The organism is Tautonia sp. JC769, from assembly GCF_040717455.1.
Lineage (GTDB): Bacteria > Planctomycetota > Planctomycetia > Isosphaerales > Isosphaeraceae > Tautonia.
Genome location: NZ_JBFEFH010000018.1, coordinates 70,471 through 95,796, shown reverse-complemented (window position 1 = coordinate 95,796; position 25,326 = coordinate 70,471). Strand labels below are relative to the sequence as shown.

The 25,326-nt window shown below is 70.1% G+C and carries 19 protein-coding genes and 1 tRNA gene; 7 read left to right on the top strand and 13 right to left on the bottom strand.

The window, feature by feature from the left end; genetic code table 11:
• Positions 1–133 precede the first annotated feature (133 nt).
• Positions 134–373 carry a hypothetical protein gene (locus AB1L88_RS17680; protein ID WP_367098006.1) on the top strand — a complete coding sequence of 80 codons (240 nt, stop codon included), beginning with the start codon at positions 134–136 and terminating at the stop codon, positions 371–373.
• 180 nt (positions 374–553) lie between these two features.
• Here AB1L88_RS17680 and AB1L88_RS17675 read toward each other — a convergent pair.
• A tRNA-Arg gene (locus AB1L88_RS17675) sits at positions 554–627 on the bottom strand.
• Positions 628–1,027: 400 nt separating this feature from the next.
• Here AB1L88_RS17675 and AB1L88_RS17670 point away from each other — a divergent pair.
• Positions 1,028–3,667: a M14 metallopeptidase family protein gene (locus AB1L88_RS17670; RefSeq protein WP_367098005.1), complete on the top strand. Its 2,640-nt coding sequence runs from the start codon at positions 1,028–1,030 to the stop codon at positions 3,665–3,667.
• Positions 3,668–3,732: 65 nt separating this feature from the next.
• On the opposite strand, the gene AB1L88_RS17665 is transcribed toward AB1L88_RS17670, so the two are convergent.
• From AB1L88_RS17665 to AB1L88_RS17645, 5 genes are all read right to left on the bottom strand, one after another.
• Positions 3,733–4,215 (bottom strand): response regulator, encoded by a 483-nt coding sequence (locus AB1L88_RS17665; protein ID WP_367098004.1) that lies wholly within the window; start codon positions 4,213–4,215, stop codon positions 3,733–3,735.
• Positions 4,216–4,533: 318 nt separating this feature from the next.
• Positions 4,534–4,884, bottom strand: coding sequence for a response regulator (locus AB1L88_RS17660; RefSeq protein WP_367098003.1), 351 nt, complete (start codon positions 4,882–4,884; stop codon positions 4,534–4,536).
• A 351-nt stretch (positions 4,885–5,235) separates the two neighbouring features.
• Positions 5,236–7,254, bottom strand: a complete 2,019-nt coding sequence (locus tag AB1L88_RS17655) for a mechanosensitive ion channel family protein (protein ID WP_367098002.1) — start codon at positions 7,252–7,254, stop codon at positions 5,236–5,238.
• A gap of 121 nt (positions 7,255–7,375) precedes the next feature.
• Positions 7,376–7,603, bottom strand: a complete 228-nt coding sequence (locus tag AB1L88_RS17650; protein ID WP_367098001.1) for a hypothetical protein — start codon at positions 7,601–7,603, stop codon at positions 7,376–7,378.
• 217 nt (positions 7,604–7,820) lie between these two features.
• Positions 7,821–8,813 (bottom strand): sialidase family protein, encoded by a 993-nt coding sequence (locus AB1L88_RS17645; protein WP_367098000.1) that lies wholly within the window; start codon positions 8,811–8,813, stop codon positions 7,821–7,823.
• A gap of 401 nt (positions 8,814–9,214) precedes the next feature.
• On the opposite strand from AB1L88_RS17645, the gene AB1L88_RS17640 reads away from it, so the two are divergent.
• The 3 genes from AB1L88_RS17640 to AB1L88_RS17630 all read left to right on the top strand — a co-directional run bounded on the left by AB1L88_RS17640 (position 9,215) and on the right by AB1L88_RS17630 (position 13,574).
• Positions 9,215–10,414, top strand: a complete 1,200-nt coding sequence (locus tag AB1L88_RS17640) for a glycosyltransferase (protein ID WP_367097999.1) — start codon at positions 9,215–9,217, stop codon at positions 10,412–10,414.
• A gap of 115 nt (positions 10,415–10,529) precedes the next feature.
• Positions 10,530–11,672 (top strand): mechanosensitive ion channel family protein, encoded by a 1,143-nt coding sequence (locus tag AB1L88_RS17635; protein ID WP_367097998.1) that lies wholly within the window; start codon positions 10,530–10,532, stop codon positions 11,670–11,672.
• A gap of 69 nt (positions 11,673–11,741) precedes the next feature.
• Positions 11,742–13,574, top strand: coding sequence for a Na+/H+ antiporter NhaC family protein (locus AB1L88_RS17630; RefSeq protein WP_367097997.1), 1,833 nt, complete (start codon positions 11,742–11,744; stop codon positions 13,572–13,574).
• 11 nt (positions 13,575–13,585) lie between these two features.
• Here AB1L88_RS17630 and AB1L88_RS17625 read toward each other — a convergent pair whose 3' ends face one another.
• Together AB1L88_RS17625 and AB1L88_RS17620 are read right to left on the bottom strand one after the other, a co-directional pair.
• The gene (locus tag AB1L88_RS17625; RefSeq protein WP_367097996.1) at positions 13,586–14,110 is read right to left on the bottom strand and encodes a peptide chain release factor-like protein; all 525 of its coding nucleotides are present in this window, start codon (positions 14,108–14,110) and stop codon (positions 13,586–13,588) included.
• Positions 14,107–14,529 (bottom strand): secondary thiamine-phosphate synthase enzyme YjbQ, encoded by a 423-nt coding sequence (locus tag AB1L88_RS17620; protein ID WP_367097995.1) that lies wholly within the window; start codon positions 14,527–14,529, stop codon positions 14,107–14,109. Before AB1L88_RS17620 ends, AB1L88_RS17625 begins: the two co-directional genes overlap by 4 nt.
• A 245-nt stretch (positions 14,530–14,774) precedes the next feature.
• Here AB1L88_RS17620 and AB1L88_RS17615 point away from each other — a divergent pair, with 245 nt between their 5' ends.
• On the top strand, positions 14,775–18,008 hold the full coding sequence (locus AB1L88_RS17615; protein WP_367097994.1) for a PAS domain-containing protein: 3,234 nt from the start codon (positions 14,775–14,777) through the stop codon (positions 18,006–18,008).
• An 80-nt stretch (positions 18,009–18,088) separates the two neighbouring features.
• Complete coding sequence (locus AB1L88_RS17610) at positions 18,089–18,661, top strand: hypothetical protein (protein ID WP_367097993.1); 573 nt, start codon at positions 18,089–18,091, stop codon at positions 18,659–18,661.
• Positions 18,662–18,791: 130 nt separating this feature from the next.
• On the opposite strand, the gene AB1L88_RS17605 is transcribed toward AB1L88_RS17610, so the two are convergent.
• From AB1L88_RS17605 to AB1L88_RS17585, 5 genes are all read right to left on the bottom strand, one after another.
• Positions 18,792–19,886: an SDR family oxidoreductase gene (locus tag AB1L88_RS17605; protein ID WP_367097992.1), complete on the bottom strand. Its 1,095-nt coding sequence runs from the start codon at positions 19,884–19,886 to the stop codon at positions 18,792–18,794.
• Between the two features lie 93 nt (positions 19,887–19,979).
• Positions 19,980–20,933 carry a class I SAM-dependent methyltransferase gene (locus tag AB1L88_RS17600; protein ID WP_367097991.1) on the bottom strand — a complete coding sequence of 318 codons (954 nt, stop codon included), beginning with the start codon at positions 20,931–20,933 and terminating at the stop codon, positions 19,980–19,982.
• Positions 20,934–21,197: 264 nt separating this feature from the next.
• On the bottom strand, positions 21,198–21,743 hold the full coding sequence (locus AB1L88_RS17595; RefSeq protein WP_367097990.1) for a hypothetical protein: 546 nt from the start codon (positions 21,741–21,743) through the stop codon (positions 21,198–21,200).
• Between the two features lie 50 nt (positions 21,744–21,793).
• Positions 21,794–22,201 (bottom strand): hypothetical protein, encoded by a 408-nt coding sequence (locus AB1L88_RS17590; protein WP_367097989.1) that lies wholly within the window; start codon positions 22,199–22,201, stop codon positions 21,794–21,796.
• Positions 22,202–22,324: 123 nt separating this feature from the next.
• The gene (locus tag AB1L88_RS17585; protein ID WP_367097988.1) at positions 22,325–24,808 is read right to left on the bottom strand and encodes a sodium-translocating pyrophosphatase; all 2,484 of its coding nucleotides are present in this window, start codon (positions 24,806–24,808) and stop codon (positions 22,325–22,327) included.
• Between the last annotated feature and the right edge of the window lie 518 nt (positions 24,809–25,326).

Genomic DNA, 25,326 nt, shown 5'->3' with positions numbered 1-25,326 from the left:
ATGTCGGGGCAGGCCGCCGGGCGGGACCGGTCGGAGTTGAAGGCCGAGCGGGAGACCTGGCGGGAGCGGTTCATCGCGGCCGTCGACCCGAGCCGGCTGGTCTTCGTCGATGAGACCGGGGCCAACACCGCCAATGGCCCGCCGCGATGGCCGCGGTGCACAGCGTCAGCGAGTCATCGGCCGCATCCCGCAGGGCCTCTGGAAGGCCGTGACGCCGACCGCGGCGATGCGGCTCGACGGCGTCGCCGGCCGCCTGGCCTTCGACGGGGCCACCGAAGCGGCCACGTTGTGTGAAATGGGGGCGGGTCGACCCCTCAAAAAAACCTTCAAAGCAATCTCGCACGCAAGCGCTCAGGGCGTGCTTCGAAACTGACCCGATATCCGGTAACGAGAAGAGGGGTGAGCCACGGCAGTGCATGGCTCACCCCTCTTCATTTCTCACCGTTCCGGTCGAGGCCTTGTCGCGGGTGTCGATCTCGTGAAATGACTTTCGAAGAGAGACAGCCGATACCGCAAGGCCGCCGTAACCTGCTGCGCTTTAACGACTTCCGAGTACACCCGACAGGATTCGAACCTGTAACCTTCGGTTCCGTAGACCGATGCTCTATCCAGTTGAGCTACGGGTGCGACGAGCTGTCTCGTTTGAGCGAGCGATTGAGAAGGCATTCTAACGGCTGACGTTGAGGAAGGGAAGTCACTGCAGGGGAGAAATTGGGGAGGGGGGCGGAGAATCGGTTGCGCTCATGACGGGATGTCCGGGCCGAGATACGCCGTCGAGGTCGAGGGGTACACCGCGGGATCGGCCGAGATTGAGCGGGCTGGTTGCTTGACGCGGGGGAACTCCGGGCGGATAACCGTTCGCGGTGGGGCGAGGAGGAGCAGGGCCGGCCAGGGACGAGGGGCCGCGGGGACGGGCAATCGAGGGGGGGGCGATCGCGTGAGGACGTGGGACGGTATCAGCCGCGTGGGGCCGGTTGCCGGGGGGATCCTCGGGGTCCTCGTGGCCTGGGGGGGCGGAGGCGCGGGGGTGGCGTGCGGCCAGGACGCTCGCGACCGAGGCCGGCTCCTGCCGATGGCGGAGATCGAGGCCGACCCGGCGATCCCGACGCTGGAAGACGTGGTGGGGCATCGCTGGGGAGCCGAGATTTCCAGCCATGCCGAGGTGATCCGGTACCTTGAGGCGCTCGCGGGGTCGGCTCCCGATCGGGCCATGCTCACGCCGTATGGCCGTTCCTACGAGGGGCGATCGCTGGTGTATCTCGTCGTCTCCTCGGCCGAGACCATGCAGCGGCTCGACGAGGTCCGGAGGAACCGCCAGGGGCTGGCCGACCCCCGGGCCATCGACCGGGAGCAGGCCGACGCGCTGATCGACCGGGAGCCGGCCGTCGTCTGGCTGGCCGCCTCGGTGCACGGCGATGAGACCTCCTCCACCGACGCGGCCCTGCTGACCGCCTACACCTTGCTGGCCGACCGGCGCGAGGAAACCCAAAGCTGGCTCGAGAACCTGATCGTCATCATCGATCCGCTCCAGAATCCCGACGGGCGAGACCGGTTCGTCGCGTCGTATCGCGGTGCTCGCGGTGCCTTCCCGCAGGCATCCCCGCGGGCCAGCGAGCGGAATCAGCCGTGGCCGGGGGGGCGATTCAACCATTATCTCTTCGACTTGAACCGCGACTGGTATCTGCATTCGCAGATCGAGACGAAGGCCAAGGTGGCCGCCTACCTCGACTGGCAGCCGAACGTGTATGTCGATGCCCACGAGATGGGGGCCGACTCGACCTACTACTTCGACCCCGCCTCCGACCCGTTCAACCCCCAGATCACCCCCAGGCAGGCCGATTGGGTCGCCCGGATCGGCCGCCGCCAGGCCGAGCGGTTCGACCGCCTCGGCTTCGCCTACACCACCCGGGAGATCTTCGACGCCTTCTATCCCGGCTACGGCTCGACCTGGCCGATGATGCACGGCGGACTCGGGATCCTCTGGGAACAGGCCGGCGTCCGGGGCCTGCTCGTCGACCGGGACGACGAGACGACCCTCCACTATCACGACGCCGTCCGCCATCATCACGTCAGCAGCCTGGCGACGATCGAGGCCGCCTCGGCCGGCCGGGCCGACCTGCTCAGGGCCTTCGCCGAGGGGCGCCGCGAGGCCGTCGATCGCGGGCGGTCGGGGGAATCGCCCGATGTCTTCCTCCTGCCCGGCTCGGCCCCCAACCGGGCCGCCTCGCTCGCGGCCCTGCTCCGGGCCAACGGCATCGAGGTGCGCCGCCTGACCGAGCCGGTCGAGGTCGATCAGGGGACCAGGGGGTTCAACCAGCTCGCCCCCGCGGGCAGCTACTACGTCCCGGCGGCGCAGCCGGCGGGGCGGCTCGCCGAGACCCTGCTCGCCGATCGTCAGGAGATGGACGACGCCTTCATCGCCCGGCAGCTCGACCGCAAGGCCCATCGCCTCGGCGACGAGATCTACGACGTGACCGCCTGGTCCTTGCCCCTGACCTTCGGCATCGAGGCCCTCCGCGGCCGGCCGGCTCAGGCCCCCGACTCCGAAGCGATCGACGACCAAGGCAGCCCGCCGGCCGGGACGGTCGAGGGCCCCGAACGCCCGGCCGTCGGCTACCTGGTGCCGACCGAGGACGAGGCCGGGCTCGACGCCCTGTCCGACTGGCTGCAGCAGGGGTTCCGCGTCCGGGTCGTCGATCAACCGTTCGTCCTCGACGGCCGGTCGTTCGCCCCGGGCACGCTCCTGCTCCGGACGCTCGAGAATCCGGACCGCCTGCACGAGGCCGTCCGATCGGCCGCCGATCGCCACCGCCTGACCATCACCGGCATCGACTCCAGCTTCGTCGACGAGGGGGCCGGCCTGGGGGGGCCGAACGTCTCCTGGGTCGAGCCTCCCCGGGTGGTCCTCGCCGTCGATCGGCCGGTCAGCCCCTTCGTCGGTCATACCTGGTACCTCTTCGACCAGGTCTGGAGGTACCCGACCACCCGGGTCCCGGCTTCAAGCCTCGCCGGCTCGGTCGACCTGGACGACGCCAACGTCCTCATCCTGCCCGACGGGGACTACGACGGCCCGGCCTCCGGGTTCGACGCCGCCGCCGCCGACCGGCTCAGGCGTTGGGTGGAGTCGGGGGGCACATTGATCCTCGTCGGCGGGGCGCTTCGGTGGGGGATCGACCCGGAGATCGGCCTCGTCCCCACCGATCGCCGAGAGGTCCCCGTCCCCCCGATCCCCGGCGAGGGGCTCGACCCGATCGGCGACCCCGACGCCGACTCCCTGGTCGTCGAGGCCGGGGCCGAGGACGACCCCGAGGAGCCGCCCCGCCCGGTCCCGGGGGCGATCTTGCGGGCGACCGTCTACGGCGACCACTGGGTCACGGCCGGCTTGCCCGAGTCGATCGACATCCTGACCCAGGCCGGCCTGATCGTCGACCCGCTCGATGCGACCGAGGGGAGGAACCTGGTCACGTTCGAGGCGCAGGAGGAGCCGGTCAGCGGCTTCTGCTGGCCCGACACCCTGCGAGCCATCGGCCGGTCTCCCTTGGTCCTCGCGCAGGCGATCGGCCGGGGGCATATCATCGGGTTCACCGATGACCCGAACGCGAGGGCGCTTTCCCCCGTGACCCAGCGTTTGTTCCGCAACGCCGTCTTCTTCGGGCCGGGCCATTAACGCAAGATGGCCGACGACGCCTCTCGAGCCGGCTCCCCACGCCGGGGCGACCGGCCCTCCCCCTTTCAAGGGCCGGAGGTCGTCGGACCGTCGTCCCGAGTCTCCGGGCTCCGCCCCGGGGCGGCCGGCCTCGACCAGTCGATGTGACGGATCAGGTCGCGCAGGGCGGCGAACTCGATCGGCTTGGCGAGCAGGTCCATGAATCCGGCGTCGAGGCACTCCTGAAGATCGACCTCGGTGCTGTAGCCCGAGACGGCGATCCCCGGAATGTCCCCGAGCCGACGTTTCAGCTCCAGGCCCGAGCCATCGGGCAGGCTCAGGTCGCTGATCAAGAGGTCGAACGGCCCGGACGCGGCCGCAATCTGCTCGGCGCGGGACATGCTGCCCGCCGTCGTCACCACATGCCCGGCCCGAGACAGCAGCGTGGCGAGCACCCGGGCGATGTCCGAGTGATCCTCGACCAGCAAGATGCGAATCCCCTTGCCGGGGCCGGGCGAGGCTCCCGAGCCGGGCGATCCTTCGGGCTCATCCGCTCTGGCCGGTTCCATTCAAGGCCCCTTCGCCGAGAGACCGGCAATACCCCACCGGAAGCGGGTCGCTAGCATGTTCAATCTCGCTCAAACGCTACGCGAATTCTCTTTCACAAAGCGAGCGCTGGCAAGCGGGAAGCCTTCGGGGGGGCCCGGTCCGGGCCCCGATTTCGGATCGCAATGTTGTGAAATCGCAACGGGCAGGTGCTGAGGCCGTCTCTCGCGTCTGCAAACCGCCTCGAAACCGGCCCGACAGCCTTCAAGCAACAGCAACGACACACCAGGCGGTCGAGCGATCGCCCCCCACCGGGGCGGGCGGCGGCCGGACGGCTCGAATCAGCTCACCTCGGCGAACCCGCCCTGCTGCCAGATGGCGGCCACATCGACCGGCTTCTGGAAGAGGGCCTCGGGGTGCAATCCGATGAGCCGGGAGAGGTCATCCGACCCCGTGGTCACGGCGACCCGGGTCTTCAGCCCCAACTCCCGAATCTGCCTGAGGATCGCCTCGCCGCTCCCGTCCGGGAGCTCCAGATCGAGGATCAGGTAGTCCGGCGGTTGGTCCAGGTGCGCCAGGCCCTCGGACAGGGTCGTGGCCGTCGAGACGACCCAACCGCGGGTCGAGAAAATGGTCCTCCAGACCTCCAGCAGTGAGCGATCGTCTTCGACAATCAGAAGCTTCGGTTGCACGGGGCGCTCCTCGGCGTCATGCCGGTTCGGGCGTTCCATCTCGGGTAGATTCGCGAGCGCCAGGGGCACCGGTGCGGCTTCGGCGCTCGATCACTCAATCATACACAGCCGGCCCCCCGTCGTCGAGTCGGAACGGGAACGGCGTATTGGTTGATGCAACCGCCCGGGCCGTCCCCCCGGGGTCCGCCCGGCTCCGACCGCGATCCCCGAACCGAGGGGACCGTCGCCGCGCCCCGGGTCGGACAGCCTTGCAGATCGGACAGCGCCGCCCGCCGCCCCTCTCCCCGAAGGGGAGGCGATCGCCCCCCGTCCATCCGCCTCAAGGAGCGAGGCCGGGGAGCCGGACCGGACTCATCGGGACGAGGAACCGTCTCCCCCTTCGGCCTGACCGTCATCCCGGGCGCTGCCCCCCATCCGGTTCTCGTCGGCCGCCTTCGACTCCCGGGCCCGGGCCTTCTTGCGAGACTTGCCCTGAGAGCGGTTCCCCCGCCCTTCGGATCGGTCGAACCGCCCCCTCCCCTTCCCCTTGTTGCGACGCTCCGGGCCGCTCGACTCCGAGGACGCCCCCTTCGGGCGCGTCGACTGCTCCTCGCCGACCATCGCGATCCGGGTCCGGGGCAGGTACGAGCCGTCGTCGAGGTCCCGGAGGAAGGCGACGAGCCGTTCGCGGACCTCGCAGTGCAGGTTCCAGGCCACCGACGGGTCCTTGGCCGAGCAGAGGGCACGCAGCTCGACCGTCTCCTCGGTGCAGTTGGTCACCTGGAGGATCGGCGGGACCTCCTCATCCCAGTCGTCCGAATCCTCCAGGATGCGCTCCAGCTCGTCCCGGGCGGCGGCGAAATTGACACGATAGTCGGCATAAAGATACACCGGCTTCATCATGTTCTCGCCCCCCTTCGTCCAGTTCTCGACCGCGTTGTCCATCAACTGCGAGGTGGGCACGACCAGTCGCCGCATGTCCCAGGTGCGGATCACCACGTAGGTCACCGCGATCTCCTCGATCCATCCCCACTCGCCGCTGAAGATCACCGCGTCGCCGACGCGGACCGGCTGGGTCAGCGCCAGTTGCACCCCGGCAAACAGGTTCCCCAGGGGCCGCTGCGCCGCCAGGCCGAGCACCAGGGCCGCGATCCCCGCCGAGGCCAGCAGGCTGTAGCCCATCGCCTGGAACCATTCGAACTGCCAGAACGCCACCCCGAGGCCGACCAGCAGCACCACCACCGTGAAGAAATGCTTCGCCACCTTGATCCGGGTCAGCATCTCGTGCGCATTCCCGGCCCGGTCTTCCCCCTCGTAGCGGTCGCTCAGGCGGGCCGAGGCGAAGTCGATCATCCGGGACAGGAGCCACGTCGTCGTCAGGACGATGAGCACGAAGATCAAGGGCTCGACCATCGCCATCACCGGCCCGGCCAGCCGGAGCAGGTGGGCCGCCAGCAGCTTGAACACCACCAGCCCCACGATCACCGCGACCGGCCCATCCACGGCGTCGGTCAACGCCAGGCTCAGGTCGACCAGGCGCCGAGACTTCTGGTCGCGACGGGCACGCAGCAACCGTTCCACGAGCCGCTGCACCACCAAGCCCGTCACCAGGCTGATCAGCCCGAACACCGCGATGCCGATCCACTGCCAGAGCGCGATCCCCCAGAACTTGGCCTGCGTGAGCGACTCCGGCAGGCGACGCTCCAGCTCTCCCGGGCCGAACGCCCGGTACAGGGCCGGGATCGCGCTGACGGTCCGTCTCGAGAAGACCCATTTCGGCTGCGCATCGGGCGACTTCACCCGTTCCAGGTACACGTCCACATCGCGGTGATCGAACGAGATCGCACCCAGGTGATAGAACGCCCTGGGGCGATCCGAGTCGTTCCCCTGCGCCTTCTCCAGGTTGTAGCCGAACCGCTGGCCGTCGGGCCGATCCGGTACGTCGTCCCAGTCGATCCAGAGCTTCTGCTGGAGCACCTCGTGGAGCATCCGGGCCAGTTCCGGCCCCCGGTCGGCCTGATCGAGCAATTGCAGGTCATTGAGGTTCAGCGAGTAGGCGGCGCGCCGGTAATCTTCCGCCTCGCAGGCATCGACGAAGTTGGCCAGCGAGGCCTGCGGCGTCTCCAGGTCCACCGGCGGGCCGATCGGCGGGAGTCCCGCGTTCAACTCGGGCCGATTCACATAGCTCTCGCTCTGCATATCCAGGGCGTCCTGCCCGCCGCCGCCGCTGCCGCCTCCCCCGCCACTCCCACCGGACGATTCGCTGGTCGACCCGGACGACGACGACCCTCCCGCCATCGCCGCCAGCGGGCCGTCGGACTGGGCATTCGCACTCGCGCCGTGAAGGCCGACGAGCCAGAGGCCCGCCACCAGGGCCCCCGCCCACACCATCCCTTGCCTCACCATCAAGACCCTGTTCGGCAAACCGCCGCCGACCTCCTGTTCCTGGTTTCGGTGTACGTTTCCTGGCCCGCTTCGGCTGTCTCGTTTTCAAGAGCCCCGGCGACCCGGATCAGGTCCGGACCTTCGTCGGCAGGTGCTCGACCACCTTCAGGCCGTACAGGCCGAGGCGGGCCGCCGAGATCGCCACCGACTCGGTCAGCAAGACCGCCTCCTGGCCGGCCGCCCCGCGCACCTCCAGCATGTCGGGCAGCCCGATCACCCGGCCGCGATGCACCACCACGTCATCCGGGGTCTCGATGACCGTCGCGGCCCCCCGATCGAAGATGCGAATGACCATGACACACTCCCTCAGTCCCGCGTCCTGTTTCGATGATGACGGCCGCCGACTCGGTCGGTGCGGCAACATTGCCTCATCACGAGTCGCAGATCGCGTGCCATGGCCATCGAATCTCCCGGACGACACCCCCCGCCCCGGCCCGAATCCTTTCCCAATCCCTTGCGGGACAGAAGGTTCCGCGATCGCCTCCCGGAGCGAACGCCTTCCGACCGGGCGATCAGGATGGCTCAGCGAGGTCCACCCGCGCCAGATAGATCGAGGTCCGGCCCTCGTGGGACGCGTAGTAGCTGATCCAGAGCTGCCCCTCGTGCCAGGCCAGGCCGGCGTAGCTCGTGTCGCCCCCCGAGGGCAGGGCGAGCAGCTCGGCCAGCGTGCCCGAGTCCGGGTCGAGCCGGCAGACCGAGGTCCGGGCGCCGCCGTCGTACAGCCGGACGACGGCAATCAGGCGGCCGTCGGGCAGGCGGATGAAGTCCGGCCCGCCGACGCGGACCCCCAGGTCGGTCCAGTCCCAGTCGGTGAACGGGGCGGTCGATCGGCCCAGCTTCGCCGACGGCTCGGCCCCGTCCCGGCGGAGCAGGCAGAGGGCCTCGCCGTCGGGCAGGAACCGCAGGGTGGCCTCGCTCGGCTCCCCGCCCTCGAACAGGGTCTCGACGAGCGGCTCGAACCGGTCGGCCGCCCCGTCGACCCCCCGGTAGAGCCGGGCGACCCGCGAGGTCCGCTCGCCCCCGGTCGAGTAGCCGACCCCGTACGGCACGCCGTCGTGCCAGGTCACCCGCCAGAGCCAGAAGCCGCGATCGCCGATCGGGTGCGGGCCGTCCCAGGTCTCGCCGTCGTCGGAGAACCAGGCCATCGTCTGGTGGCGCGGCATGTCCCCCGGGTCGTTGTGCGCCGCGGCCCCGGTGAGCATCAGGCGGCCGTCGGGCGTCAGGCAGATCTTCGGGTCGCGCAGGTCGGCCGTCTCGGAGGTGATCAGGGCGATCGACTCCCACCGCTCGCCGTCCTCGGAGGCGATCACCCGCAGGGCCCCATCGGGAGAGACGTGCCCCTTCCCTTCCCGGAAGGTGCAGAGCCATCGGCCGTCGAAGCGGATCAGGTCGGTGAAGGCGTTGTGTTCCCCTTCGTCCCAGATCCGGCGGACCTCGACCAGTTCGGCCTGATCGGCCGGCGAGGCGAGCGTGATCGCGATCGAGAGGGTGAGGAGCAATGTCATGAGGAGGTTTCCCTGCGTTCGTGATTTCTGAACAACCGGCCCGCCTCGGGCCCGTCGGCCAAGGGGGGCCCCCTTGGCCCGGCCCGATCTCGTCGGATTCCCGGCGTGCACCCGTGCGAGCCTCGATCGGCGGTCCGGGACTGATCGTTGTAACAGACAAGGACGCCCGATGCCCCCCTCCCGTCGCGGCCAACCGGGCACGCCCGCGAGACGCTTCGGGCTCGAGGCGGCCCGGCGTCGCGTCGAGTACACTTGGGATTGCGTTCGCAAGACTGCGACCGAATCGCCCGGATGACACCGTCCTCGGAGCCCGTCGTCGGGTGCCGCGGGTCCGCCCTTGAAGGACCCGACCCGGGGCGACCTGGTCCGAGAAGCCCACCCCCTCGCGTCGAGCCGTCATCGTGCTGCAGCCGCCCCTCCTCCGCCGCATCGCCGAGGCGCCGAGGCTCCCCTGGCCCGATCGGCCGGTCCCGGTGGCCCTGGTCATCACCGAGCTGGACGTCGGCGGGGCGGAACGGGCGTTGGTGGCGTTGGCGACGGGCCTCGACCGCCGGCGATGGGCCCCCTCGGTCTTCGCCCTCGGGCCGGAAGGCCCGCTCGCCCCGGCGCTCCGGTCGGCCGGGATCCCGGCCACCTGCCTCGACGTGAATCCGAAGGCCCCTCCCCTCGCGGTCGCCCGGCTGGGCCGGGCGTTGCGGGCCGCTCGGCCCCGGCTGATCCAGAGCTTCCTCTTCCACGCCAACGTCGCCAGCCGGCTGGCGGCCCCGATGGCCGGGTCGCCCTGGGTGATCGGCGGCCTCCGGGTGGCCGAGCGCCGGCAGGCGTGGCACCTGACGCTCGATCGGCTCACCGCGCCGCTCGGCACCGGGTCGGTCTGCGTCTCGGAAGGGGTGCGCCGCTTCAGCCTCCGCGACGGCCGCCTCGACCCCGACCGCCTGGTCGTGATCCCGAACGGGATCGACCCCGGGCCGATCGACGCGGCGGTCGCGGTGGATCGCTCGACCCTCGGCGTGCCCCCCGACGCCCTGCTCGCCCTCTTCGCCGGCCGCCTCGACGCGCAAAAAGACGTGCCGACGCTGCTCGATGCCGCCGACCGGGTCGCCCGCCGGTGCCCCGACTGGCACCTGGCGATCGCCGGCGACGGCCCCGACCGCCCCCCCTTGATGCGGTCGGACGCGGCCGCGCGGATCCCCGGCGATCGCCTCCGCTGGCTCGGCCGCCGGCCCGACGTGCCGGGCCTGCTCAAGGCGGCCGACCTGCTCGTCTTGCCCTCGCGCTGGGAGGGGATGCCGAACGTCGTCCTCGAGGCCATGGCCGCCCGGAGGGCCGTCGTCGCCTCGGCGGTCGAGGGGACCGAAGACCTGGTCGTCGCGGGGGAGACCGGCTGGCTCGTCCCCCCGGGAGACGCGGAGGCCCTCGCCTCGGCGCTCATCGAGGCCGCCGCCGATCGCCGGCGCCTGCAGCGGTTCGGCCGGGCGGGACGCGATCGGGTCGAGCGCCACTTCACGATCGACCGGGTCGTCGAAGCCTACGGCGACCTCTGGGCGGCCGTCCTCGGCCTGGCGGCGAGGGCCTCGGAGCCGGACGCGGTGTCATGTTGATCGTTTCAAGGAACGATGCACCGTGTCGTTGCGAGGGGTCGGCGATCGTGCTAACTTCGCTCCGGACCGACCCGAGGACAGGCCAGGAACGTCGAAAAACGCAGAGGAGTCGATCGTGGCACGAACCTGGGAGCAAGTGCAACTCATCCTGGACGGGCGGACCCTTCTCGGCATCTCGTTGGGGTCGTGGGCGGTGTTCCTGGGCTTGCTCGTCGGGCTGGCGCTCGCCTTCCGGATCGTCCTGGCCGTGGTGAAGGCCCGGGCGCGCCGCCTGGCCGATCGCTCCGAACTCCCCCTGCACGACTACCTCTGCCAGATCCTCGACCACACCTGGCCCCTCAGCATCGTGGCCCTGGCAGCCTACCTCGCGCAAACACTCGTCGATTTCCGAGGGTCGGCCGACGCCACCGCGGTCGCCGTGGGGGACACGATCCGGGCCGTCTCCCTGATCGTCCTGTTCCTCCAGGCCGGGCGCTGGGGGATGGGGCTGATCGACGAGGGGCTGACGCAGGGCTTCCGCTTCGCCAACTTCAGCGAGTCGGCGGCGAGGACCGCGCACGGCGTCGTCCGCTTCTTCGCCCTGGCCGGATTGTGGGGGATCATCCTCATCCTGATCCTCGGCAGCTTCGGGATCGAGATCACCCCCCTGCTGGCCGGCCTGGGGGTGGGCGGCATCGCGGTCGCCTTCGCCCTGCAGCAGATCCTCGGCGACATCTTCTGCTCGGTCGCCATCGTGCTCGACAAGCCGTTCGAGGTCGGCGACTTCATCATCACGGGCGACCACATGGGCGTCGTCGAATTCATCGGCGTCAAGACGACCCGCGTCCGGAGCCTCGGCGGCGAGCAGATCGTCTTCCCCAATTCCGACCTGATCGGCAGCCGCGTCCGCAACTACAAACGCATGGCCGAACGCCGGGTGACCTTCACCTTCGGCGTCCGCTACGACACCCCGGCCGACACGTTGCGACGCATCCCCGAGGAGGTCCGCGAGACGATCGAGGGCCTCGACCAGGTCCGGTTCGACCGCGCCCATTTCGCCAAATTCGGCGACAGCTCGCTCGACTTCGAGGTCGTCTACTACGTCCTCAGCCCCGATTACAATCAGTACATGGATCTGCAGCAATCGATCAACCTGACCCTCATGCGCCGCATGGAGGCGCTCGACGTCGAGTTCGCCTTCCCGTCCCGGTCGCTCTACCTCGAGCAGAGCGACGCCCTGGCGGCGGCCCGGGGGATCGGCACCGGCCCGCCGTCCTGATCGGTCCTCGCCCCTCGATTGCATTCACGATCGCCCCCCCGACCCTGCTTCCCGGGACCCTCGATACCCATGCCTACCGCGACCGATCTTGCCGCACCGCGACGATTGCCAGGATGCGCCGTTCTGATCCTGAGCCTCATCGCCCTCCTGGGTTTGGCCCCGGCTGAGCGGGCTCACGCGAGGCAAGCCGGAGACGCCCTCGAGCTCCGGCTCGATCGCTTCTACGGCCGCCTCGACGAGAATGCCGACGGCCTGCTCGATCGCCGGGCCGACGAGGTCCCCGACCGGGTCTGGGATCGGATCGAAGACAGCGGGGTCGACGTCGGCGACGGCTCGGTCGATCGCCCCGGGTTCGGCGCGGCGCTGGTCGATCGCGTCCGATGGTTCGGGGTCGCCTCGCTCGTGCCGGCGTTCGTCGCCCTCGGCCTGGCCTTCTGGACGCGAGACGTCCTGCTCTCGCTCTTCGCCGGGATCGTCAGCGGGTCGATCGTCAAGTTCTTCCAGGCGAGGGTCGCCGTCGGCCTCTGGGTCCCGAAGGAGCTGGACTTCATCAGCGACTTCTTCCTCAAGGCCCTCGGCACGGAATCCTACGCCACGATCCTGCTCGTCTACCTCTGGTTCCTGGGCGGCATCCTCGGCGTCTGGGGCCGGACCGGGGCCGCGAAGCACTTCGCCGAGGTCGTGGGGTCGAAGGTCGTCCGCGGCCCGAACACGGCGCGGTTCTTCGCCTGGATCGTCGGCATGGTCTTCCACCAGGGGGGGACCGTCAGCACCGTGCTCGCCGGCTCGACCATCCGGCCGGTGAGCGACCGCAACAAGGTCAGTCATGAAGAACTGTCGTACCTGGTCGACTCGACCGCCTCGCCCGCGGCGACGGTCCTGCCGTTCAACGCCTGGCCGCTCTACGTCGGCGGCCTGGTCGCCGGCGCCACCACGGCGGCGATCGGCAACTTCGTGCTGATCCCCAATTCGAGGGTCGGCAGCGACTGGTTCTTCTGGGCGGTCCCGTTCAACTTCTACGGCATCCTCGCCGTGACCTCGACCCTCCTGTTCAGCTTCGGCCTCCTGCCCTGGTACGGATCGAAGATGCGCCGGGCCGTCGAACGGTCGCGGAGCACCGGCCAGCTCGACGCCCCCGGCGCGCAACCCCTGGTCGACCTCGACGCGATGGAAGGCAGCCCGGAGGAGGGCTATCCGGTCAGCCTCGTCGACTTCCTCGTCCCGCTCGGCATCCTCCTGTTCCTCGCCATCGTGCCCCTCGCGGTGCTGAAGACGAACATGATCAATCACGCGTTCTTCTTCAGCACGGCGTCGGCCATCCTGATCGCCGTGCTCAAGGGGATGCCCCTGAAGACGGCCATGAACGGCTTCCTCGACGGCTGCCGGAACATGACCGTCGGGGCCATCATCCTCGGCCTCGCGGTCACGCTCGGCCAGGTGTCGAAGGACCTGGACACGGCCGGCTTCGTCATCTCGATCTTCGGCAGCTGGCTGCCGGCGGCCCTCCTGCCGGCGATGTTGATGCTCAGTTGCATGATCATCGCCTTCTCGATCGGTTCCTCGTGGGGGACCTACGCGGTCATCTTCCCCATCGCCGTCCCCCTGGCCCTGTCCCTGGCCGCGACCCGCCTGGGGATCGACCCGATGACCCTCGGCCGGGTGGCCGCCGCCGGGGGGGCCGACTGGGCCTCCATCCAGTTCTTCGTGCAGGTCTGCTTCGGCGCGGTCATCGGCGGGGCCGTCTTCGGCGACCAATGCTCGCCGATCTCCGACACCACGGTCCTCTCCAGCATGTTCACCGGCTGCGACGTGATGGACCACGTCACCACCCAGTGCCCGCTCTCCCTGGCCGTCGCCGGCATCGGCGCCTTGCTCTCGACCCTCGTCGTCCTGGTCTTCTAGCGCCCCCGCGCTCACTTGAGCGGCCTGAGCCCCGCCTCGGCGCGACGGCCGTTCACCTGCTGCAAGGCCCTCGGCTCCAGCTTCAGGAACCTGACGAGCTGCGAGCCCGAGCAGCCGAGCGCCTCGGCCGCGGCCTTCACGTCGGCGCCTCGGGCGGCGACGGCGTCGAGCGCCTCGGCCAGCAGCGCGGGGAAGTCGTCGTGCGACGGGCTGACCACGATCCGGCCCCCCTTCAGGCGAGACCGCCACAGGGGGCTCGGGCCCGCCCCCGGGTCGGTCGGCCGACGGATCTCCAGGGCGAGCACCACCCGGAGCCTCATCAGGGCCACCGCGCGGTTCTCCCCCTGCGACCGCCGCTCGTTCGCCTCGGCCGACAGGCCCGTCGGCCGGTGGGTCAGGATGGCCGCCGTCTCCACCTTGTTGCGGTTCTGCCCCCCCGGGCCCGACCGCCTCGCGAACCTCACGTCGCAATCGGCCAGGAGCCGATCCGGCGGCTCGGCCGAGGGATGAGGCCCGTCGTGCGATCCCGTGTTCATTCGCCGATCACCTTGATCAGGACCCGCTTGGGGCGGTTGCCGTCGAACTCGCCGTAGAAGATCTGCTCCCAGGGGCCGAGGTCCAGCCTCCCCTCCGTGATCGCCACCACCACCTCGCGGCCCATCACCTGACGCTTCAGGTGGGCGTCGGCGTTGTCCTCCCCCGTCCGATTGTGCCGGTACCGCTGCGGCGAGGCGTCGAACGGCGCGAGCCCTTCGAGCCACCGCTTGTAATCGGCATGCAGCCCCGACTCGTCGTCGTTGATGAAGACCGATGCCGTGATGTGCATCGCATTGACCAGCACCAGCCCCTCCGACACCCCGCTCGACCGCACCGCCTCCTCCACCCGCCCGGTGATGTTGAGGAAATCCATCCGGGCCGGGATGGTGAACGTCAGGTATTCCGTGTGAGCCTTCATGAGTCAGGGTCCCCGAATGCCTACAATCGGTCGCGGAACGCCCGAGAGGGGATCCGGGCCGGTCGCGGGCCGGTTCGCCCCCCCGGTCTCGTATCCCCCCCCCTCGGCGAACGCATGTCGAGGGGGAGATTCGACCATCGACATTGAGTAAGATAGCAGCCCGACCCCGAGCAATCCGCCCCGGTATCGCCGATTCGAAGGTCCGCGTGGAGACGCCTCCATCTCTCTCGCCGAGTCTCCCGACCATGTTTCGACAACCCCGGCCCCGCATCCTCGATTACCTGGTCGCCATGGCCGCGATCGGCCTCTCCGCCGGCGTCCGATTCCTGCTCGACCCGGCGCTCGGGCCGCGGCAGCCGTACGTGACGTTCTACCCCGCCATCCTCTTCTCGGCCCTCTTCCTCGGCCCGCTGCCCGCCATCCTGGCCGTCGCCGTCTCCCTGATGATCGGCGCCTTCCTCTTCGTCCTGCCCGAGCTGAACCCGATGGTCCCGGGGGCGGCCGACGTCTCGGCGATCGTCGCCTTCCTGATGACCAGCCTGATCATCATCTGGCTCTGCGAGTCGTACCGCCGGGCGCAGCGGCTCAACGAGCTGGAGGCCCGCGATCGGCTCAAGGCCGAGGCCGCCGAGCGCCGCCAGCGCGAACGCCTCGAGGCCATCCTCGCCAGCCTGGGCGAGGGGGTCATCGTCGCCGGCGAGGACGGCCTGGTCATCAAGCTCAACCCGATCGCCGAGCAGCTGACCGGATGGCCCGCCGACGAGGCGGTCGGCCGGCCGCTGGACACGGTCTTCCACACCCGCGACCCGATGACCACCAAGACCGCCGAGCTCCCGGTGGCCGAGATCCTCCGCGGCGGCATCGTCCACCGGACCGGGGCACCCGCCCTGCTCCGCCGCCGAGACGGCTCGGAACTGCCGATCGAGTCCAGCTCGGCCGCCATCCAGCACGACGGCCAGGGCGGGCTGGTCGTCGTCCTCCGAGACGTCTCCGAGCGGCTCCGCATCGAGCAGGCCGAGCGGGCCGACCGGGAGCGCCTGCGGCTGGCCATGGAGGCCGGACGCCTCGGCACCTGGGACTGGGACGTCCGATCGGGCCGGGTCAACTGGGCCGAGAACCACCTCGTCTCCTACGGGATCCCCGCCGGGCACTTCCAGGGCACCTTCGACAGCTTCCGCTCCCTGGTCCACCCCGACGACCTGCCCCGGCTCGACCGGCGGCTCCGCGAGGCGCTCGACCACGGCGACTCCTACGAGGCCGAGTTCCGGCTCCAGAATCCCAACGGGTCGCTCATCTGGATCTCCGACCGCGGCGTCGTGATCCGGGACGACGACAACGCCCCGACCCGCGTCATCGGCGTCTCCGCCGACATCACCGACCGCAAGCGAGACGAGGACGCGCTGCGGGCCTCCGAACGCCACTTCCGCCTGCTGGCCGACGCCGTCCCCCAGATCGTCTGGACCTCCGCGCCCGACGGGAACCTCCTGTCGCTCAACCGCCGCTGGCACGACTACGTCGGCATCGCCCCGGACGACCCCGACGTCCTCCGCCGCTGGCGAGAGTCCATCCACCCCGACGACCTGCCCGACATCTTCCGGCGTTGGCAGCACTCCTACCAGACCGGCGACGTCTTCGAGGGGGAGTACCGCATCCGCGACCGCCACGGCAACTACCGCTGGCACCTCGGCCGCTGCGTCCCGGTCCGCGACGCCGACGGCGAGATCGAGCGCTGGATCGGCTCGGGCACCGACATCGACGACCGCAAGCGGGCCGAGCGCACCCTCCACCTCCTGGCCGACGCCGGCATCCTCCTGGCGAACCCGACCGACCCGGAGGAGATCCTCGAGCAATTCCCCCGGCTCGTCATCCCCGGCCTGGCCGACGCCTGCGTCGTCTACCTGATCGAGCCCGACGGCTCCATCCGCCGCGCGACGATCGCCCACCGCGACCCCGCCGTCCGGCGGAGGATGGCCGAGATCCTCAGCGCCTCCCCGATCGACCCCGACGGCTCGTCTCCCATCGCCGAGGTCCTCCGGACCGGGCGGCCCGACCTGCGGGCCGAGATCGACGCCGAGACGCTCGCCACGCTCATCCCCGACCCGGACCGCCGCGCCCGATTCCAGCCGGCCTGGCCCACCTCCCACATGATCGTCCCGCTGAAGGTCGCCGGCAAGACCATCGGCGCCTTCGGCCTCTCGATCACCACCCCCGACCGCCGCTTCTCGACCGACGACCTCCCCGTGGTCGAGGACCTGGCCCGCCGCGCCGCCATCGCCCTCGAGAACGCCAGGCTCTACCTGGAACTCCGCGAGACCGACCGCCGCAAGACCGAGTTCCTGGCCGTGCTCGCCCACGAACTCCGCAACCCCCTGGCCCCCATCCGGACCGCCCTGGAGCTGCTCAGGCAGCCCGAGGCCGACCGCAGGATCGACCCCGAGGCCGCCGAACGCGAGACGGTGCGGGCCATGGCCGGCAATCAGGTCGCCCACATGGCCCGCCTGATCGAAGACCTGATGGACGTGACCCGGATCAGCCGGGGCACCATCGAGCTGCGCCGAGAGGCGATCGACCTCGTCCCGATCGCCCGGCGGGTCGTCTCGGCCGTGGGGACCCAGGTGGCCGAGATCGGCCAGGCCCTCTCGGTCGACCTGCCCACCGAGCCGGTCTGGATCCGGGCCGACCCGGCCCGGATCGAGCAGATCCTCTGGAACATCCTCACCAACGCCTCGAAATACTCCGACTCCGGCGGGCGCATCGCCCTGACGATCGCCCCCCGGGACGACCAGGCCGTCATCCGGGTCAGGGACACCGGCATCGGCATCGACCCCGAGGCCCTGGCCCGGATCTTCGAGCTGTTCGTCCAGGCCGAGCAGGGTCCGGGCCGCCGTCGCGGCGGGCTCGGGATCGGCCTGAGCCTCGTCCGGATGCTCGTCGAGCTGCACGGCGGGTCCATCACGGCGCAGAGCCGGGGGCTGGGCCAGGGCAGCGAGTTCGAGATCCGTTTGCCGACGATTCCCCCCCCCGAGGCACCGGTCCCCTCCCCCGCGTCCCGGTCCCGGGGCGCGAACCATCAGCAGGCCCGCCCCACCCCCCTCCGCCTCCTGATCGTCGACGACAACCGGGACGCCGCCGTGACCCTCGGCACCCTGCTCGGCAAGATCGCCGGCCACGACGTCCGACTCGCCCACGACGGCCCCGAGGCGCTCCGGGTCGCCGCCCGATTCGAGCCCGAGGTCGTCCTGCTCGACATCGGGCTGCCCGGCATGGACGGCTACGAGGTCGCCCGACGGCTCCGCGACACCCCTGCCGGCTCCCTCGCGCTGCTCATCGCCCTGACCGGCTGGGGGCAGCAGGAAGACCATCGCCGATCGCAGGAGGCCGGGTTCGATCACCACCTGGTCAAGCCGGTCGACTCCGACGTGATCGAGGGGCTGATCGCCTCGTCCCGGCCGGCGACCCGGCCCGGCCCGAATCCCTGATCTCCTCCCTGCCATCGCGCCGATAGTCACAACCGGACGATCGAGCGGTCGCATTGCCTCGAAGCACGGAGACGATCCGGATGAATCGGTTCCCGATCCCCCCGTTGATCCTCCTCGGCCTGGGAGGTTGCCTCTCCCCCCTGACCGACCGGCTCGACCAGGTCAACGCGCAGCTCTCGGTCACCAACCAGTACCTGGCCTCGGTCGATCAGCGGATCGGCGGCCTGAACGACCAGCTCGTCGAGGTCCGGACCGACCTCGGCGAGGTGAGCACCGACCTCGGCGAGACCCGGGGCGAGGTGGCCGCGATCAACGACGGCATCGCCACCCTCGAAGCGAAACTCGACCGGACCAACGCCATCATCGCCGAGCTGGGCACCGAGCTGACCGACGTCAACGGCGACATCACCACCGTGGCCGACCGGCTCTCGCAGACCAACGGCCGGCTCGACACGACCAACGAGCGCCTGAACCTGGCGAACGCCCAGTTGCAGACGACCAACGGCACGCTCGCCAGCGTCGACGGCCGGCTGGTCGAGACCAACGACAAGCTCGACGGCATCGGCACCCCGATCGGGGCCATCGACCGCCGGGTCCAGACCATCGTCGAGACCCTCGGCCAGGTGCCGGGGCTGAGGCCCCGGAACCCCTGAGCCGATCGCCCCGCCCCCCCGTCCTTGCCGATCGGCCCGGAGGGCGCCCCTCGATGCCCGTCGCCGGGGGCCTCGGGCTCGGGGCCGAACCCGAGGCCCCCGAGGGGCACCTGGTCGCGTCGACCCGGCCTCAGGCGATCAGATACTTCCGATCGACCGCGTACTGGAGGATCCGCTTCAGGAACTCGTAATCGGTCTCCGGGAACGTCACGCCCGAGCCCTCCAGCGCGGCCCGGGCGTTCGTCGTGTCGAAGGTCAACTGGCAGCGCAGGTAGCCCAGGTACGGCTCGATGAAGCGCCGGACCTTGTTCACGACGAACGAGTGCGTGCCCCGGTCGAATTCCTCCGGGTCCACCAGGTTCACCGGCGGCATCTTCGGGAACTCGACGTCCTTGACCCGCAGCAAGGTGCCGATCGACGGGGGCCGCTCCGAGGTCAGGTGGAACGTCTTGCCCACCGAATCCGGCCGCGACGCGATCGCCCGGACCGCCCGGGTCACGAAGTCGATCGGCACGATGTTGAACGTCTCGTCGGCCCTCGCGGGCAGGACGTTCAGGATCCCGTGCACATACAGCTTGAAGAACGGGTAGATCACGTTGAACTCGGTCACCTCCCCCGTGGCCGAGTCGCCCACGACGATGCTCGGCCGGAAGATCGTCACCGGCAGGCCGTCGTCCATCGCCGAGCGGACGAGCCGTTCCGCCGCGTACTTGCTCGCCTCGTAGTGGTTCGCGTGCGCCGGCTCGGGGGCCATCTCGTCTTCGAACGACTTGTAGGGCCGCAGGCTCCCCGGAACGTAGGCGGTGCTGAAGTGGAAGTGGCGTTCGAGCCGGCCGTGCTCGAGCAGGTCGCGGGCCACCCGGAGCGCCTCGGTCGTGCCGCCGATGTTGATCCGGTCGCACTGGTCCTTGCTGCCGTTCAGCTCGGTCAGGGCGGCGATGTGGAAGAACTCGACGACCTCTCGGCGCAGGCGGTCGCGGTCGGCCGGGTCCAGGCCCAGCCCCGGCAGGGTCACGTCCCCTTCCACGGCCCGGACCCGAGAGCCGACCAGGGCGTCGAGCCCGAGCGGGGCCAGCAGCTTGCGGGCGCGATCCTGCGTCGAGAGCCGCCCTTTGCGGCGGATCAGCAGATAGAGCGTCCGGTCCGTGCCGTCAAGCCACTCGTGAATCAGGCGGCGACCCAGCGCGCCGGTCGCTCCGGTGATAAAAAGGGGCCGGTCACTCATCGTGTTGGCTCAATTCCTCGATCTCGGGACACCATTGACACTCGACCCTTCGGCTGGCGGCGATGCGTTTTGAATCGACTCGGGCGCCCTGGCTCAGGCACCGGCGGGGGCGTCCCCCGCGGCCTCGGGCTTGCGGAGCACGAATCTCCAGTAGACCCACTCGCCCGAGGCGAACGACTGGAACGACTCGGTCCCGGCCATCCCGGCGAAGCACCGGAACATCGGGCGGAAGACCCGGGGCACCTCGCGGCGGATCAGCGTGCTCTTGCGGTCGTTGTCCAGTTCCAGGGCCCGGAGCACGTTGCGGGTGATCTCCTGCTCCTCGACGATCTCGAATCCGGCCCCGCGGAACGACTCGAACACCGAGCCGATCACGTCGCGGTGCCTCATGTCGGCGAAGAGCAGGTGCCCGCCGGGCCGGAGCACCCGGAACGCCTCCCGGACGAACCGATCCATGTGCGGATAGCAATGCGACGACTCGACGTTCAGGAGCACGTCGAACGACGCATCGGGCCAGGGCATGTGCTCGGCATCCCCTGCTGCAAAATCGAGGCCATCCTCGTGATAGGTCCGCCGGCAGAACGCCACGGCCCGATCGGCGTAATCCATGCCGGTCATCGAACCCGGCCGCAGATACCGCTTGACGAACGAGGCGCCCCCCCCTCGTCCCGACCCCACCTCCAGCACCTTCTTGCCCCGCAAATCAATGGCGCCGGCCACCCGGTGATAGAGCTGGATGAAGTAGCGGTTCTTGGCGTCCCCCGGCTCCAGGTCGACCGTCGGCTCCCCCGGGTCGAGCGGGGCGTAGCCGTAGTTCATGAACATCAGGTGGACCCGACGGTCCATGAAGCTCAGGAACTCGTACCAACCGCGGGTCAGGCGCTTCCGGATCGTCGTGCCGCCCCCGGTCGACCGCTGGAACGGGAGCATCCCGAACCATCGAAGCACCAGGGGGTAGAAGCCGCCCGTACTCCCGGGGTTCGGCGCCTCGACGGTGGCCGCCATGCCGATCCCCGACCCTGCCTGATCATTGTCCCGGTTGTGCATGAGTCCTCGCCACTTGCCCGAAGCCTTGCCCGATCGCGGTCCATCCCTGTGGCCTTCTGCCGACCCGGGTCGGGTCGAGGGCGGGGCAACGCCCCGACGACCACGATCCCTCGGAATCGGTCGGCAAACGGCCGCCATGCCCGGAATTCCCCGGGAGGCCGCCGCGAGGCGGCCGGGGAATCGGGTGGCGTCTCGACCGTTGGAAGCGACCATTGTAGGCAGCCGAGGCCCAAATGCCTAGCACCAGCGGTTCGGCTTCGCCGATCAGGGCCGTTCGACGCCCCCCGGGATCGGCACGTCCGACCCGCCCAGGGCCGCCGCCAGCAGGCAGCCGCCCCCCTCGATCGCCAGCAACGGCCAGCAGAGCCCGGCCAGCACCTCCAGCCGGATTCCCGCCCCGGGGGCGCCCGGCGCGATCAATTCCAGCAACACTCCCAGCCCGAGCAAGGCCGTCAGCACCGACCCCAGCAGGCAGAACGCCGCCAGCGCCGCCCACCGCCCCACCGATCCCCAGCCCAGGGCCGCCAACGCCGGCGGCACGGCCAGCGGGATCAGGCCGTAGCCGAGCAGGACCGCCGCCGGCAGCCGGGCCGCGGCGACCCAGGCCACCAGCAGCTCGGGCCGGAACGCCTGGACGGCCCAGATGGGCAGCCCGTCCGCCTCCTCGGCCGAGAGGCTCGCGAAGACGGCCGACAGCGGCACCAGGATCATCGGGATCAGGACCACCGCCAGGGCCGCCATCATCGCCCCCCGGCGCGGCCCGGCCGGCAATCGGGCCCTCGTCCCCTCGGAAATCGACTCGTGGCTCATCGGATCGGTCTCCTCAGGTGATCCCGACGTTCCATCGCGTCGGCTCGCCGTCAATCCAACCGGGCCGGCCCGCCGCCCGGGCTCGCCCCCGCCCCGGCCCCGGAGGCCCGATACGCCACCAGGAACAGGACCCCGAGGGCCAGATCGACCACCCCCGGGCCGACCACCGACCACCCGACCCGCCCTTGCACGAACAGGGCCAACGCCGCCCCCCCGAACGCCACCTTCTCCAGCACGCCGACGAGCATCAACGGCCGATACCGGATCGGGTCGCTCGCGATCACCAGGAAGACCACCTGCCAGGCCGCCGCCAGACCGACAAACCCATAGAAATACTCCGGATGGGCGATCGCCGGCGGGTATCGCCGGCTGATCCAGCCCTCCAGCGCGTACTGCGGCACGATCGCGGCCAGGCCGACCAGCCCGGCCACCAGGAACACCCAACGCGCCAGTCTCATGCCCGCCCCGCCCTCCGATGCCCCGACGGGGCGAACCCCGTCGCAATCGCCCGGCACCCCGTCAATCGGCCCGTGGAGCGGCCGACGGGATGCCGGGCGGTCCCCCTTCGGGACCGCCCTCCGTCAGTTGATCCCGAGGTAATCGCCGACCAGCGGGGCATACTTCACGATCACCCCGGCGAAGACCACCGCCACCATGCTCATCAGCTTGATGAGGATGTTCAGGCTCGGCCCCGAGGTGTCCTTGAACGGGTCGCCCACCGTGTCTCCCACGACGGCCGCCTTGTGCGGGTCGGACCCCTTGCCCCCCATCGCCCCGGCCTCGATGTACTTCTTCGCGTTATCCCAGGCCCCGCCGGAGTTGGCCATGAAGATCGCCATCGCGAACCCGGCCGTCAGCGCCCCGGCCAGCAGGCCCATCAGGCCGCTCACGTCGAGCACCATCCCCACGACCAGCGGGGCCGAGACCGCCAGGATCGCCGGCACGATCATCTCGCGCTGGGCCCCCCGGGTGGCGATGGTCACGCACTCGGCGTAGTCGGCCTTGGCGTTCGGGTCGGTCAGCAGGTTCAGCTCGCGAAACTGGCGGCGGACCTCCTCGACCATCCGGCCGGCGGCCCGTCCCACCGCCTTCATCGTCAGGCCGCAGAAGACGAACACCATCAGGACCCCCGCGAAGACCCCGACCAGCAGCTTCGGGTTCATCAGGTTCACGCCGTAGTAGTCCATGAAATTGGCCAGGCTCGCCGTCCGGACCCGCACGAGGCTGATGATCGGCGTGGCCGCCTCGATCTCCGGCTTGTAGTGCTCGACGATCTGGGTATCACTCGCCCGCACCAGCTCGCCGTCGGCCTCGACAAAGGGCGCCCCGCCGCTCGACGCGAAATAGGTCGGGTAGAAGCCGGTCTCGGGATCGACCGCCTCGGAGAACTCCACATACTTGCCGCTGCCGATCGGATAGATCCCGCCCAGCTCCAGCTCCCCTCGATGGGCCTCGACGAAGGTCAACCCCTCGCGCTGGATGCCGATGCGGACCTCCTCCACGAAGGCCGCCAGCAGGGCCAACGCCGTCAAGGCGGCCGACCCGATGGCGAACCCCTTGCCCGTCGCGGCCGTCGTGTTGCCGAGCGAGTCGAGCGCGTCGGTCCGCTCGCGGACCTCCGGCGGCTGGCCGGTCATCTCGGCGTTGCCGCCCGCGTTGTCGGCGATCGGCCCGTAGGCGTCGGTCGCCAGGGTCACCCCCAGGGTCGAGAGCATCCCGACCGCCGCGAAGCCGACCCCGTACAGGCCCAACGTCGCGTTCTCCCCGCCCCCGGCGATGAAGTACGCCAGGATCGTCCCCAGGCCGACGATCGCGATCGACGCCCAGGTGCTCAGCATCCCCTGCGCCACGCCGGCGATGATCGTCGTCGCCGGCCCCGTCACGCTCTGGTCGGCGATCCACTTCGTCGGCGCGAAGTCGGCCGACGTGTAGTACTCCGTGAAGTACCCGACCAGGATCCCGACGACCAACCCCACCGTGATCGCCAGGAAGACCCCGAGCCAGATGCTCCCCGGCAGGACCAGCCAGCAGACCAGCAGGGCTGCCACCACGATGAACGCGCTCGACCCGTAAATCCCGCGCCTCAACGCCCACAAGAGGCTCAACTGAGTGGCCCCTTCCTCGGTCTTGACCAGGAAGACGCCCAGAATCGACAGCAAGATCCCGATCCCCGCCAGGATCATCGGCGCGGCCACCAATTGAGCCTGCGCGTAAATCATCGCCTCAGAGCTGAGCACCTCCCCGCTCGCGGCCCGGAGCCCGAGCGCGGCGGCCGCCCCCAGCGCGGCGGTGGCGAGGATCGACCCGCAATAGCTCTCATACAGGTCGGCCCCCATGCCGGCCACGTCGCCGACGTTGTCCCCCACGTTGTCGGCGATCACCGCCGGATTCCGCGGGTCGTCCTCGGGAATTCCGGCCTCGACCTTGCCGACCAGGTCGGCCCCCACGTCGGCCGCCTTCGTGAAGATGCCGCCGCCGACCCGGGCGAAGAGCGCCTGCGTCGAGGCCCCCATGCCGAAGGTCAGCATCACCACCGTGATCTGCTCCAAAGACATGTGGAACCCGTCGATCGTCCGGGGCAGGAGCCAGGCCAGCAGCCAGAACCAGGCGCTGATGTCCAGCAACCCCAGGCCGACGACCACCAGGCCCATCACCGCCCCGGCCCGGAAGGCGACCTGCAACCCCCGGTTCAGCGACTCCTTGGCCCCCTGCGTCGTCCGGTTCGAGGCCAGGGTGGCGGTGTTCATCCCGATGAACCCGCTCAACCCGCTGAAGAACCCTCCGGTCAGGAACGCGAACGGCACCAGGCTGTGCTGCTGCTTCAAGACGAACGACTGCACGGCCAGCAAGACCACCAGGAACAGGAACGCCAGGCCGACCACCAGGTACTGCCGCTTCAGATACGCGAACGCCCCTTCCCGCACGTATCCGGCGATCTCCCGCATCCGCTCGTCGCCCGGCGACGCGGCCAGCAACTGCCGATAGAACCCAAAAGCGGAGACCAGGGCCGCGATCGCCCCGATCGGAGCCACCCACCACCAGATCGGAATCGGAATGTCGGACATCGTGTTCTGATGCTCCCTGGCTCGCTCGTCACCGAGAGGACTCGAACCGCTCGCTCATCGCCCGCCGCCCGCCGCCCGAGGGTGTCCGACGGTCGCCCGCCGGTCCCCTGCCGACCCCTTCCTGGGCCGGGCCGCTCGGCCCTCGCTCGGGCATGGAAGGGCTTCAAGTTACTCACTCGCTGCCGGGCTGCCAACGGCGCTATCTCAAGAAACCTCAGACATTCCGGCCCCCCCCCAACCCGATCAATCCGCAAGCCTGCGGTATCCCCCGCCCCTCCCGATTGCTACCCTTGAGCCTCGGCATTCGAACCACCAACACGACTCGTACCCGACAGACAGCGGCCCTCTCAGCCCCGCCCCCCCTCTCGATCGCGAGCGATCGGAGGACCGCCCCCCCTTCGCGGGGACGAGAGTCGCCGCCAGACCGGGCAGGGCGTCTCCTCCCCCAACCCACTCCCCCTCTCGGGGGAGCGGGTGGCCGAGGGCCGGGTGAGGGGGCCGCGTTCGGATCGCAAGGC